Source organism: Pseudomonas sp. YeP6b, from assembly GCF_025642995.1.
Classification (GTDB): domain Bacteria; phylum Pseudomonadota; class Gammaproteobacteria; order Pseudomonadales; family Pseudomonadaceae; genus Aquipseudomonas.
This window is the reverse complement of the sequence record NZ_CP080090.1, coordinates 3,547,255-3,559,986: the sequence shown is the minus strand read 5'-3', so window position 1 is coordinate 3,559,986 and position 12,732 is coordinate 3,547,255. Positions and strand designations below refer to the sequence as shown.

8 protein-coding genes are annotated in these 12,732 nt (G+C 57.2%); 5 read left to right on the top strand and 3 right to left on the bottom strand.

Going from position 1 to position 12,732, the window contains the following annotated elements; translation table 11 throughout:
• Nucleotides 1-13: 13 nt before the first annotated feature.
• From KZH41_RS15820 to KZH41_RS15810, 3 genes are all read right to left on the bottom strand, one after another.
• Nucleotides 14-1,408, bottom strand: a complete 1,395-nt coding sequence (locus tag KZH41_RS15820; RefSeq protein ID WP_242149559.1) for a DUF1254 domain-containing protein — start codon at nt 1,406-1,408, stop codon at nt 14-16.
• Between the two features lie 215 nt (nt 1,409-1,623).
• Nucleotides 1,624-1,989 (bottom strand): response regulator, encoded by a 366-nt coding sequence (locus KZH41_RS15815; protein ID WP_242149556.1) that lies wholly within the window; start codon nt 1,987-1,989, stop codon nt 1,624-1,626.
• A gap of 337 nt (nt 1,990-2,326) precedes the next feature.
• Nucleotides 2,327-5,881 (bottom strand): hypothetical protein, encoded by a 3,555-nt coding sequence (locus KZH41_RS15810; RefSeq protein WP_263272950.1) that lies wholly within the window; start codon nt 5,879-5,881, stop codon nt 2,327-2,329.
• 280 nt (nt 5,882-6,161) lie between these two features.
• Between KZH41_RS15810 and KZH41_RS15805 the strand changes: the two genes are divergently transcribed.
• From KZH41_RS15805 to KZH41_RS15785, 5 genes are all read left to right on the top strand, one after another.
• Nucleotides 6,162-9,659, top strand: coding sequence for a response regulator (locus KZH41_RS15805; protein ID WP_094951820.1), 3,498 nt, complete (start codon nt 6,162-6,164; stop codon nt 9,657-9,659).
• Nucleotides 9,660-10,490, top strand: a complete 831-nt coding sequence (locus KZH41_RS15800; protein ID WP_371917694.1) for a CheR family methyltransferase — start codon at nt 9,660-9,662, stop codon at nt 10,488-10,490. It begins immediately after the preceding gene.
• Nucleotides 10,487-11,086, top strand: a complete 600-nt coding sequence (locus KZH41_RS15795) for a chemotaxis protein CheB (RefSeq protein ID WP_094951821.1) — start codon at nt 10,487-10,489, stop codon at nt 11,084-11,086. Before KZH41_RS15800 ends, KZH41_RS15795 begins: the two co-directional genes overlap by 4 nt.
• Nucleotides 11,080-12,273: a hybrid sensor histidine kinase/response regulator gene (locus KZH41_RS15790; protein ID WP_242149548.1), complete on the top strand. Its 1,194-nt coding sequence runs from the start codon at nt 11,080-11,082 to the stop codon at nt 12,271-12,273. Before KZH41_RS15795 ends, KZH41_RS15790 begins: the two co-directional genes overlap by 7 nt.
• A gap of 78 nt (nt 12,274-12,351) precedes the next feature.
• Entirely contained in the window at nt 12,352-12,729 is a 378-nt protein-coding gene (locus KZH41_RS15785) for a response regulator (RefSeq protein ID WP_094951823.1), read from the top strand.
• Nucleotides 12,730-12,732: the final 3 nt, after the last annotated feature.

The following is a 12,732-nucleotide window of genomic DNA, read 5'->3' as shown; positions in this document are numbered from 1 at the left end:
CGGGCACGCGGTGTTACTTGAGCGGCGTCAACGGTGGCAGCTTCCATTGGCCCACGTCAGGCTTGGGCAGGTAGATGCGCAGTACGGCGTAAAACGGACCGGGCGGGGCGGGCAGCCAGTTGCTCTGTTCGGCTTTCGGCGGCTCGTGGTGCTGTAACGCCAGGGTCAGGCCGCCGTCGGCGTCGCGCTTAAGGTTGGGCAGCATCCCTGAGTTGATCTGGTAGCGTTTCTTCAGGTTAGGCGCCAGCAGCTTGGTCTTGGCGTCGTACATGGTCAGCGACCAGAACGCCTCGGCGGGCGGCAAATTGTCTTTGTCAAAATGCACGGTGTAGCTGTGGCGCGCACCATTGGCCGGTTTACCTTCGCTGTCGACGTGGTAGCTCAAGTAAACGGCTTCATCGGCAGAGTTACCAAAAATGCCTAAGTCGGCACCAGCGTAGCGGTAGAGGTAGTTGTTTTTCAGACGGTCACGGCTACCGAACAGGTCACCGCTGGACACTTGGTGCGTGTCGATCTTGTCTTTCTTGAACGCGGCAAACTCAGCCCGAGCGTCGGCAATCCCATCTTCCAGGGCTTTGCGTTGTTCAGCGGTCAACTCTTTGACCTTAAAGGGCGCACCAGGGGCGATACCGATTTTGGCAAAGCGCGCCAGCAGGTCTGTTTCGCTGTCCTGTGGTGCGGCAAACGCGAGCATGAAGTTCAGGTAGCGGAACAGCTGCGGCCCCTCGGTCATGGTGGCCATCGGCTTTGGCCAGACGATTTTAGACACCGGGGCCGGAGCGGGCTGTTTTACATAGCCGCTCAGCGGCTGCACTTTGTAGCCGTTCTGGATCTGCTTGACCTTGTTCAGGTCCTTCTCGTCAAACAACTGCGTGCGGTACAGGGCATAGGCGATATTGCTTTCGCTGTACACCACACGGTCGATGTCGACCGGCTGCTGACCTTTCCAGTCAGGGCCCGCGATCATGTAGTGGCCGCCATTGTTGCCGGTACTGCGCGTACCTAAGTAGGCGATATTTTGCGTATAGAGGTCGATCAACTGCACCGAGTAGTAACGGTTGTCTTCGATCTTGGGCAAGGTCAGCACCAACGGCTCTTTGCGCAAGTCCATCCACATGAAGGAGTAAGGCGTGTCCGAATTCGGGGTGGCGAACGCGGTGTCCTTGGGGGTGAAGACCTGGGCGGTGTTACCGATGTGGTTGAACGGTGCCTTGAAGTTGGCACCGCCCTTATCCACGGCCTGGGTGTAGAGCGTCTTGTACATCGCCACTACCGGGTAGCCATACAGGTAGGCTTCCTTGGCAATGGCCCGGGCTTCGGCCGGGGTTGCCGTGAAGTCGGCCAAGGCACCGGTACTCATCAGAATCGAGAGGCTCGCCAACAGCAGGCGCGTCGGTTTTCCAATCATGTTGTTGCGTCCTTCCTGAGTTCTTTATAAAGGCGTGGGATCAAGGCGCTGAGTTAACCGTTTTATTGGCCGAACGTCACGTTAATCCCTGCAAGACTTAGCCGTGAAGTGATAAGGGCAGGCGCGCAGGCACAGAGTAGCCCCCCAGCAGCTGAAATAGCCCGAAGATATGCGGTGGTGCAACGAAATGAGGCGCGTAGTGCCGTGGCGGGGCTTCAGCCGACAGGCAACATCGACTTGACCTTGTCACGCAGCTGGTCGATGGAGAACGGTTTGCCGATCACTTGCATGCCCGCCGGCACGTCAATACTTTCGGCATAGCCGCTGGCGAACAGAATAGGCAGGGCAGGGCGCAACTCGCGAACCTTGGTCGCTAACTCCTTACCGTCCATGTCGGGCAGGCCGACATCGGTCATCATCAGGTCGATCACCTGGTCAGTGTTTTCGACCAGCTGCAAGGCCTCTTGAGCGTCCGCCGCTTCAAGCACGCTGAACTCCAACTCTTCGAGTACATCGACGATCAGCATGCGCACGATGGCGTCGTCTTCGACTACAAGGATGGTGGAGGGGGCAACGGACATAGGGAAAATTCCTGAGGAGTTGTAAGTGCTGGCCTTTAGTCATTTAACGACCATTCTCATCCCTGAGTCCTGTCGATCCAGGTAAGTTCCCCAGAGATCAAAACATTGTGACGCTAATGCGCTGCAATGTCCCGCCCGGTGAGCGGGTTCAGCAGCGCAAAGCCGAATGAGCGCTCGGATAGCTACAGCCGACCCTCGCATCACAACAAAAGACTGCGAGACACCTTGAACAGCAGGCCTGGCTGCTAATGGTCAGACCGAACTGGCCGAACAAGTGCAGGGCCAACTGACCTTGAGCATGTTCGGCCGTAATCAGGGCTGGAGCCATTCACACGAGTCAAGGTGCTAACGGATTGGACACCATTATTGAAACAGCAAAACTATCAACCTTACTATCAAGAACGTCATTCGGCTGGAACGGGCTGACGTAGAACTGACGCGTTCCTTGCGCAGACATGAACGGTTTTAACGTGGCGGCCATGGCCCCGCGGTCTAATAACTTCTCCATAGCGTTGCGCATAGACTGCAAATTATCAAACTTGGCGAGTCCGCTATCGGGATCGAAGAAGAACCATTCTTTTTTACCATTTCGGATCCTGACGGCAGCCAGCATGGCGTGATCTTCAGTGCTGATTCTCAGGTATTTTGAGGTGGTGGCAGTACTGAGGTCGTTAATAATGCGCTGAGAATCGATCAATGAAGGCATGCGTCCTATATGAAAATCCCCCGTTTGGTCTAAAACATTTTGGAGTGATTTCATATCATGGTTGAATTTTGTATGTTGGGCCATTGGCGTTGCGGTAGTAGAGGCCTTGCGAAGGTTCTCCAGAAATATTTTTTCGTCTCCTCGATGCAGTGCCAGCGCCATGGCATTTGTCATCCCAGCACAGTAGCCCTTTGAAGTTAAATCAACGCGCGCGAGGTATTGTGCTTGGGCAAAGCGCTCGAAAGAAACGCCTGGGCCGGCAACGTCGGCGGCAAAAATATTGGTGAAATACTCCCCATCTCTAATTCTTTCCTCCTTTATTGTCCTCGCCAAAAGCCCTATTTCTTCCGGCGTCCGATTGGGGTTTGCGGCCAACTTCAGTAAGTCCTTCAAGCGTGTTTGGCCTGTGTAATCCGGCAGCGCCTGAAGCACCCCATTTTTATAACCCTGATTAAACCGCGCGAGGCTATTGGGCTTTCGTGCCTCAACGAGCTTCTTGTAGAAATTCCCAAACGCAACTCCCAAGCTGCTGCTAAGCGTGCCGCCACGCAGGGGAGTGAAGTGGTCGATTGGCGAGCCATACACACTATTTTTTAAGGGGTCATAGTTATACCATTGATCGTTCTTGCGTACCGCGACCGTGTCGATGGTGCGATCTCCAACGTTCACAGAGCCGATTAACGCTGTCCCGTGCTGCTTGCTTATCTGCTGAAGTTTTTGGTAACCGCCATTGGAGGCCCTGAGCTTTTTAAGCCACCCAGTACTCTTCGTGTAGCCCTTGAGGAGCAAATGCCCGGCTCCCCATATTATGTCGCCCGCCCCACTGAGTGGGTTGAGCACCTCAAAGGCGGACGCCCCCAGGAACCTGATAGCTTTTGCAGCCTTGGCGCCATTGCCAAAGACTTTGGCGGCCTGGGCAGTCTTGCCTGCGCCAAACGTCAGCAGTCCAATGACATCCATCGTTAGGTCGGCTATCCCCTCGACGACGCTGCCTTTCGCCAGGTTGACGATGGCAGACCGGAACGGGATGAGGTTGAGGAAGAATTCACCAACCCCCTTGTCAAGCGAACGATCATGATCGTAGGACGTCACGCCTCTGGCGTGATCCAGCACACTTTCATCATCCAGGCCTAAGGATTTAACGTAGAAATTGGCAATCTTATTGGTTCGGTTCGAGTCGAAACTTTTGGGGATCTCAGTACTGCCTGGCTTATCAGTCTTGGCAATGCTGGAGTCGCTGGGATAAGGCGTAATGATCGAAGTAACGGGCTGATAGCCTCCGTCTATTTTAATTACCTGTTTCAGGTTTTCTGTCATGCGCTCGTTTTGTTTAGTGATTGTCCCTTTGGTGGTGTCGATCTCATAAAGATTGCTCTCACCCTCGTACGTAGTTTTCACAAACAATGTATGTTCGCGACGCACCGTCACGAGTGCGTTACCCGCCGCATCTTTGTAGTGTTTTTCGTAAGAGAACTCGATCTCGCCGAATTCAAAATTTTTGCGGTCGGCTAATGGCAATTGGGATATCAGGTGCTTGACCATTCCGTGATGGCCCTTTTTTTGCGCCGCTATCGACGCCTCGAATTGGGTCGTGAACACCTCGGGCGCTGGAAACCTTTCGGAACGTGTAAAGTTGTTGAACGCATCGATTGGCACCCTGCGCTCGTTGGTGACCCATTTGTATTTTTCCCCCAGCATTTCCCCTTCCATCACAATATCAAGCATGGAACGCAACCTTGGATCGCCGGCTCCGGGGCGGCCTGTGTAGGCCTTTGCGAGGAATCGTGCTTCAAAAACCGTTGGATCAAGCTTTGGGAACTCAGCTTTGAGGGCGTCAAGCGCAATTTTTTTTCGACTGGCCAGTGGCGTGTATAAAGAAGTAGAAGTCTCCACCAGCGCATCCAAGCGACTGTCGTAGGCCGCTTTGGTCTGTTCCATTTGTGACGCTGTCGGTTCGGGAGTTGAGGGAACCAGTGCGCCATTTACCGGGGTCCAACTGGTTTGCAAGATGGGCAGCAAACCATTGGCTAACCCCCACTCTTTTAGAGTTTCGCGCTGAGCTAGTTGAACGTCGATATCGCTGGTCGGCAGCGACTCCGCTAGGGCCATAACCTCGACATAGGTCATGTTAGGCACCCGGCCAGGCGTCTGGGCTTCGATCTTGGCTGCTGCGGTTGTCAATTGCCCCCAGAGAACACCGCCGACTTTCACAATCGAGGGAATATCTTTGATCAGAAACTGCGGGGCGTGACTCGCCAACAGAACGTGGGTCGCAAGTTTAGCGGCCGAGTCTGTCGCCAGGCCTTCCTTGATCAGATACTTGCTCAGGTGCTCGGCAACCAGCGAGGGTGATTGACCCCAATACATGGGGGAGTCCAGATAAATATCACCGATTTTGTTGGGTTCGGGGTGCCAAAGGCCACCCAGGTCAAGCCCATCGATCATCGCGGTCAACAGATAGTCATAAATACTGGTGGGTGTGGCCACACCCTTCAGGTGCGCCTGTAACGCCTGCCCCAGCGCCTGGGCCCTGGGGGAATCGAACAGTTTTTGTAGCGTCTGTTGAGGGTCACTCTGCAAATCACGGTGCGTGAGCGAACTGCCGTGCAACAAGTAATGCAGCGTGCCGTTGCCATGTGTCGGCAACGGCAAGCCAGGCAAGCCGCTGTTACGGGAGAAGAGGAACGCGCGAATGCTCCTTCGGTCCTCTTGTGACATCGCAATTGGCCAGGAAAGGCCGCCGCCCAAATTCCCCAGCACCGGGATTGAAGCCTTTTGCCCAATTTGTTTGGCCAACGTAGCGACTTGTTCGGCGGTAACTGGCAGTTCATAACCGAGGTCGGTAATGACGGCCGCCAATGTCGGGGGCGTGGAGCCTGCCAAGGCGTAGGTGGACCCTACGTAAGGCACGTCAATTTGACTTTTTAACGCGCTTGAAATTTGGAGTGGAGTGAGGGGCTTGCCCTCATTTTGGGTACCCATTTGGCGGAGTTGGTCGACCAAATTGAAAAGGTTCTGGTTGTCTGCTTGGAGCTGTCCCACCGTTTTGGTTGGTGGCTGCGCTGCTGCGGGATTGCTTGCGGGGGCCGGCGTTATTGATGAAGTGTTGGAGATGTTTTGCGCAGGCAGTTGAGCTTCTGTGGTGGAGACGTTCACTGTTTGTTGCGTAACACTTGAAATGCTCATTTAGCGTACCTTGGCAAGTCATAAGAAGACGCCGTCCAAAAGATCTTCCGTGTTCCTGAGGCGTGCTTCTGAGTGCGAAGCCAATGAAAGTTCGTTCCTCTTTTGCTGTAGGAAGTTGTTATAAGTTGTGTGCGACGTACTCAAGAAAGCTGGCCAAAATCAGCGCGAAATCCACCCGCGCCTTGTAGGTTTTCGCCTCAAACCAGCGCAGAAACATAGCCCTGACCCCTGATGTTCGGGCAAACTCCTCCTTTTTCCGTACTTTGGCCAAGGCATGCCCATGACTCCCGCGTCGTCCGTCGATGAAAAGAGCTTTCGTAAACTCCTGAGCCGTAACGTGGCCCTGCCGTTGGGTGTGGGCGTGCTCAGCGCAGTGTTTTTCGTCGTGCTGATTACTTATTTGTTGTCGGTGATCCAGTGGGTGGAGCACACCGACCGGGTCATCAATAACCTCAATGAGTCATCAAAACTGACAGTGGACCTGGAAACCGGCATGCGCGGCTTCTTGATCACTGGCGATGAGCATTTCCTCGACCCCTACGAAGTGGCCAAACCGCGGATCATTGCCGACTTGCGTAACCTGCAGGAACTGGTGGCGGACAACCCCCAGCAGGTAGACCGCCTCAAGCGCCTGGAGGCGATGCAGGCCGAGTGGAACAAGTACGCGCAGTCGATGATTGATATGCAGCGCCAGAGCGGTGATTACCGCAGCGCGGTCAAGGCCGGTCGGGGCAAGCGCCTCACGGACGAGATCCGCAAGGAGTACGACGATGCGGTGGCGATGGAGCAGCAGTTCCGCATCACCCGCAATGAAGAAGTCACCAAGACCACGGTGGTCAGCGTCACCCTGTACCTGGCGTTCGTACTCGGCCTGAGTGGGTTCCTGGCGTATGTCGGTCGTAAGAATTTGCTCTCACTATCAAGGAGTTACAGCGATAACCTCGCGTCACAACAGAAGATTGCGCGACGCCTTGAACAGCAAGCCTGGCTGCGCAGTGGTCAGACCGAACTGGCCGAACAAGTGCTCGGCCAACTGACCCTGAACATGTTGGGCCGTAACATCCTGCAGTTCTTTGCCCAATACATGGGCTCGGCAGTCGCCGCGCTGTATGTGCGCGAAGAGCACGGCGGCCTCAAGCGTGTGGCGACCTATGGTTTCTCCCGCGAACAGGAGCAGCAGGAACAGTCGATCTACAGCGACGAAGGTATCGTCGGGCAGGCCGCCCAGCTTGATCGCCTGATTCGCTTGGACGATGTGCCGGTGGACTACTTCAAGGTCAGTTCCGGCCTGGGCGAAGGCGCTACTCGCAGCGTGCTGGTGATGCCGACCAGCGAGGACGACCGTGTCAACGGCGTGATCGAACTGGGTTTCCTGCGCTCACTGGAAGAACGTGACGTCGAACTGCTGGAGCTGATTGCCGGCAATATCGGCACCTCTATCGAAGCCGCGCGTTATCGCCAGCGCCTGCAGGAAGTACTGGCCGAGACCCAGCAGCTCAACGAAGAGCTGCAAGTGCAGCAGGAAGAACTCAAGACCGCCAACGAAGAACTCGAAGAACAGTCACGCATCCTCAAGGAGTCCCAGACCCACCTGGAAACCCAGCAGGCCGAGCTTGAGCAGACCAACGAGCAGTTGGCCGAACAGACCCAGACCCTGGCCGAGCAGCGCGACGCCATGGACCGCAAGAACGTCGAGCTCAACAAGGCACAGCTTGAACTCGAAGACCGCGCCGACGAATTGCAGCGCTCCAGCAAGTACAAGTCCGAGTTCCTCGCCAACATGTCCCACGAGCTGCGCACCCCGCTGAACAGCTCGTTGATCCTGGCCAAGCTGCTGGCGGAAAACCCCCAGGAAAACCTCAGCGCCGAACAGGTCAAGTTTGCCGAGTCGATTTATTCGGCGGGCAATGACTTGCTCAACCTGATCAACGACATTCTGGATATTTCCAAGGTCGAAGCCGGCAAGCTCGAGGTGCGCCCGGAAAACTCCAGTGTCGTGCGTCTGGTGGACGGCCTGCGCGGCATGTTCGAACCGTTGGCCGCCGACCGCAAGCTGGCCTTCCAGGTGGAGGTGCAAAGCGATGCGCCGACCCTGCTGTTTACCGACCGCCAGCGTCTGGAGCAGATCCTCAAGAACCTGCTGTCCAACGCGATCAAGTTCACCGAGCAGGGCGAGGTCAGCCTGTCGGTGTCCCGTGCGCCGAACGAGAGCATTGCCTTTACGGTGCGCGACTCCGGCATCGGCATCGCCCCGGACCAGCAGGAAAGCATCTTCGAAGCCTTCCGCCAGGCGGACGGCACCACCAACCGCCGCTACGGCGGCACCGGCCTGGGCTTGTCGATCTCGCGCGACCTGGCCACGTTGCTCGGCGGCTATATCAGCGTGACCAGCGAACCGGGCAAGGGCAGTGTGTTTACCCTGGTATTGCCGGAGCAGTACATCGAGCGCGAGGAGGGCGCGGCGCCCATCGAGCAGCCGCGTCACGCTGTGGCGGCGCCTGCACCTGCACCGATCGCCATCTCGCCGCTGCCGGTGGCCGATGCGCAACAGATCCCACGTTTTGCCGATGACCGTGACAAGGCACCGTTCACCACCCGTTGCATCCTGGTCGTGGAAGACGAGCCGAACTTTGCGCGCATCCTGTTCGATTTGGCCCACGAGCTGGGCTACAACTGCCTGGTCGCCCATGGCGCGGACGAAGGCTACAGCCTGGCTGAGGAATTCGTGCCGGACGCGATCCTGCTGGACATGCGCCTGCCGGACCATTCCGGGCTGACGGTGCTGCAACGCCTGAAAGAACACGCCAACACCCGCCACATCCCTGTGCACGTGATTTCCGTGGAAGACCGCGTCGAAGCCGCCATGCACATGGGCGCCATCGGCTATGCGGTCAAGCCGACCACGCGCGAGGAGCTCAAGGACGTGTTTGCGCGCCTGGAAGCCAAGCTGACACAGAAGGTCAAGCGCGTACTGCTGGTGGAAGACGATGACCTGCAGCGCGACAGCATTGCCCGCCTGATCGGCGACGATGACATTGAGATCACCGACGTCGGCTACGCCCAGGCCGCCCTGGACCTGCTGCGCACCAATATCTACGACTGCATGATCATCGACCTCAAGCTGCCGGACATGCTCGGCAACGAGTTGCTCAAGCGCATGGCCACCGAGGATATCTGCTCGTTCCCGCCAGTCATCGTCTACACCGGGCGTAACCTGACCCGTGATGAAGAGGCTGAACTGCGCAAATACTCGCGCTCGATCATCATCAAGGGGGCGCGCTCACCTGAACGTTTGCTGGATGAAGTGACACTCTTTCTGCACAAAGTCGAGTCCCAGCTGTCCCATGACCGCCAGAAGATGCTCAAGACCGCGCGCAGCCGTGACAAGGTCTTTGAGGGGCGCAAGATCCTGTTGGTGGACGACGATGTGCGCAACATCTTTGCCCTGACCAGCGCCCTGGAGCACAAAGGTGCGGTGGTGGTGATCGGCCGTAACGGCCGCGAGGCCATCGACAAACTCAATGAAGTGGACGACATCGACCTGGTGCTGATGGACGTGATGATGCCGGAGATGGACGGTTACGAGGCCACGGCCTTGATCCGTCAGGACCCGCGCTGGAAGAAGTTGCCGATCATTGCGGTCACGGCCAAGGCCATGAAGGACGATCAGGAGCGCTGCCTCGCGGCAGGCTCCAACGATTACCTGGCCAAGCCGATTGACCTGGATCGCCTGTTCTCGCTGATTCGCGTATGGCTACCGAAGATGGAACGTATTTAAGTGGAGCAGCGTTTTTTGGACAAAAGCAGCGACATTGAGCTGCGCCTGTTAATCGAGGCGATTTACCTCAAGTACAGCTACGACTTTCGCGACTATTCCGGTGCGTCGGTCAAGCGGCGTGTGGCCCATGCCCTGCGCCAGTTTGACTGTGCAACCATTTCGGCGCTGCAGGAGCGGGTGTTGCACGACCCTGGCGCGTTCATGCAGTTGCTGCAATTTCTGACGATCCCCGTGAGCGAGATGTTTCGCGACCCGTCGCACTTTCTGGCGATTCGTCAGGAAGTGGTGCCGTTGCTCAAGACCTATCCGTCGATCAAGATCTGGATCGCCGGCTGCAGCACAGGCGAGGAGGTGTACTCCATGGCGATCCTGCTGCGCGAAGAGGGGGTACTCGAGCGCACCATCATCTACGCCACGGACATCAACCCGGCATCGCTGGATAAAGCCAAACAAGGGATTTTCTCCCTGGAGAATGTACGCGCCTACACTGCTAATTATCAGCAGGCTGGCGGCCAACGTTCATTCGCCGACTACTACACGGCGGCCTACGATTACGCGATCTTCGACAAGACCCTGCGCGAGAACGTCACCTTTGCCGACCACAGCCTGGCGACCGACAGTGTGTTCTCAGAAACTCAATTAATTTCATGCCGCAACGTACTGATTTATTTCAATAAAAAATTGCAGGATCGAGCGTTTGGATTGTTTCATGAGTCGCTGTGTCATCGCGGCTTCCTGGTGCTGGGCAGTAAGGAAACCTTGGATTTTTCCGCCTACAGCAAACAATTCGAACCCTTGGTCAAGCAGGAACGGATCTACCGAAAATCATGAACGAGGCGCAAGCCAACCCGTTTTTCGGGATTGAAGCCATTGTCGTCGGCGCCTCAGCCGGCGGCGTCGAGGCGTTGCTGAAGATTTTTGGCGACCTGCCTGAAGGGTTTGCCTTGCCGATTATTGCCGTGTTGCACCTGCCGGACGAACGCCGAAGCCAGTTGGCGCAAGTGTTCGCGCGGCGCCTGCGTATCCCGGTGAAGGAAGCGCGGGACAAGGAAGTGATCGAGGCCGGCACTGTGTACTTCGCCGGGCCCGGCTACCACCTCTCGGTAGAACATGACCACAGCCTGTCCCTGAGCCAGGAAGACCGCGTGCACTATTCCCGTCCGGCCATTGATTACCTGTTCGCCTCAGCCGCTGATGCCTACGGCAAGGGTTTGCTGGCGATCCTGCTGACCGGCGCCAACCAGGACGGCGCGCGTGGGCTGGCCCACGTCAAACAATCGGGCGGCACCACCGTGGTACAAGACCCCAAGGAAGCACACATTGCCGTGATGCCGTTGGCGGCCTTGGCACTGCACACACCTGACCATATTCTGACCTTGAGCCGCATTGCCTCATTGCTGGCTTCCCTGGAATCTTCCCCATGTTAAGTAATATCCAGGCCAAATTGCTGATCGTCGACGATCTGCCGGAAAACCTGCTGGCCCTCGAAGCGCTGATCAAGCGCGAGGATCGCCAGGTCTTCAAGGCCTTGAGCGCCGACGAGGCCTTGTCACTGTTGCTGGAGCACGAGTTCGCCATGGCGATTCTCGATGTGCAGATGCCCGGCATGAACGGTTTCGAGCTGGCCGAGCTGATGCGCGGCACCGAAAAGACCAAGAACATCCCGATTGTGTTCGTCAGCGCTGCTGGCCGAGAACTCAATTACGCCTTCAAAGGCTATGAAAGCGGCGCCGTGGACTTCCTGCACAAGCCGCTGGATATCCACGCGGTCAAGAGCAAGGTCAACGTGTTCGTCGACCTGTACCGCCAGAGCAAGGCGATGAAACTGCAAGTGGAAGCCCTGGAGCGCAGTCGCCGCGAGCAGGAACTGCTGCTGACGCGCCTGCAGGCTACCCAGGCTGAATTGGAGCAGGCGGTGCGCATGCGTGACGACTTCATGTCGATCGTCGCCCACGAAGTGCGTACGCCGCTTAACGGCCTGATCCTGGAGACCCAGCTGCGCAAGATGCACCTGGCCCGGGATAACGCCGCCGCATTCACCCTGGACAAGATGCACGCCATGGTTGACCGCGACGAGCGGCAGATCAAAAGCCTGATTCGCCTGATTGAAGACATGCTCGACGTGTCGCGCATCCGCACCGGCAAGCTGTCGATCCGCCCGGCGCGCTTTGACCTGGCCCTGTTGGTGCGTAACCTGGTGGAAAACTTTGCACCGCAAGTCGCGGCCGCCGACTCATCGATGCACCTGGAAACCGAAGGCCCCGTGGAGGGCAATTGGGATGAGTTCCGCATCGAGCAGGTGGTCTCCAACCTGCTGACCAACGCGCTGCGCTACGGGGCCAAGAGCCCGGTGGAAGTGCGGGTCTACACCGAGCATGGCGAAGCGCGGGTGGAAGTGCGTGACCATGGCATCGGCATCAGTGAAGACAACCAGAAGCGCATATTCCAGCAGTTCGAGCGGGTGTCGGCCAGCCATGTCTCGGCGGGCCTGGGCCTGGGGCTGTTTATCTCCGAACAGATCGTGGCGGCCCACGGCGGTACCATCGAGGTCCAAAGCCAGATAGGCGAGGGCGCCCTGTTCCGGGTGTGCCTGCCGCTTGAGGCGGCCGCGTGAAATCAATCGTCACCTCGACGCAACCTCTGCGTGACCCCATGGTCGTAACTGCAGCAATTGACCGGACAAAGGCTTCCCATGAGTGAAGATGCACAAGATGTCGTTCTGATCGTCGAGGACGACGAATCCATTATGTTTGTGCTGGGTGAATACCTGGCAGGCCTGGGCTATCGGGTGTTGAAGGCGATCGACGGGGAGCAGGCCTTCGAAATCCTCGCGTCCAAGCCGCACCTGGACCTGATGGTCACGGACTACCGCCTGCCGGGTGGGATTTCCGGGGTGCAGATCGCTGAGCCTGCGATCAAGTTGCGACCGGAATTAAAAGTGATCTTTATCAGCGGCTACCCGCAGGAAATTCTCGACTGCAATAGCCCGATCACGCGCAACGCGCCGATCCTGGCCAAGCCGTTTGACTTGGATACGCTGCAAGAGCATATCCAGCGCCTGCTGGCGTGAAGG

Bases quoted from the DNA above. Each gene is read 5' to 3' on its own strand.
- KZH41_RS15820 (WP_242149559.1), bottom strand. From the start codon at position 1,408: ATGATTGGAAAACCGACGCGCCTGCTGTTGGCGAGCCTCTCGATTCTG.
- KZH41_RS15815 (WP_242149556.1), bottom strand. From the start codon at position 1,989: ATGTCCGTTGCCCCCTCCACCATCCTTGTAGTCGAAGACGACGCCATC.
- KZH41_RS15810 (WP_263272950.1), bottom strand. From the start codon at position 5,881: ATGAGCATTTCAAGTGTTACGCAACAAACAGTGAACGTCTCCACCACA.
- KZH41_RS15805 (WP_094951820.1), top strand. From the start codon at position 6,162: ATGACTCCCGCGTCGTCCGTCGATGAAAAGAGCTTTCGTAAACTCCTG.
- KZH41_RS15795 (WP_094951821.1), top strand. From the start codon at position 10,487: ATGAACGAGGCGCAAGCCAACCCGTTTTTCGGGATTGAAGCCATTGTC.
- KZH41_RS15790 (WP_242149548.1), top strand. From the start codon at position 11,080: ATGTTAAGTAATATCCAGGCCAAATTGCTGATCGTCGACGATCTGCCG.
- KZH41_RS15785 (WP_094951823.1), top strand. From the start codon at position 12,352: ATGAGTGAAGATGCACAAGATGTCGTTCTGATCGTCGAGGACGACGAA.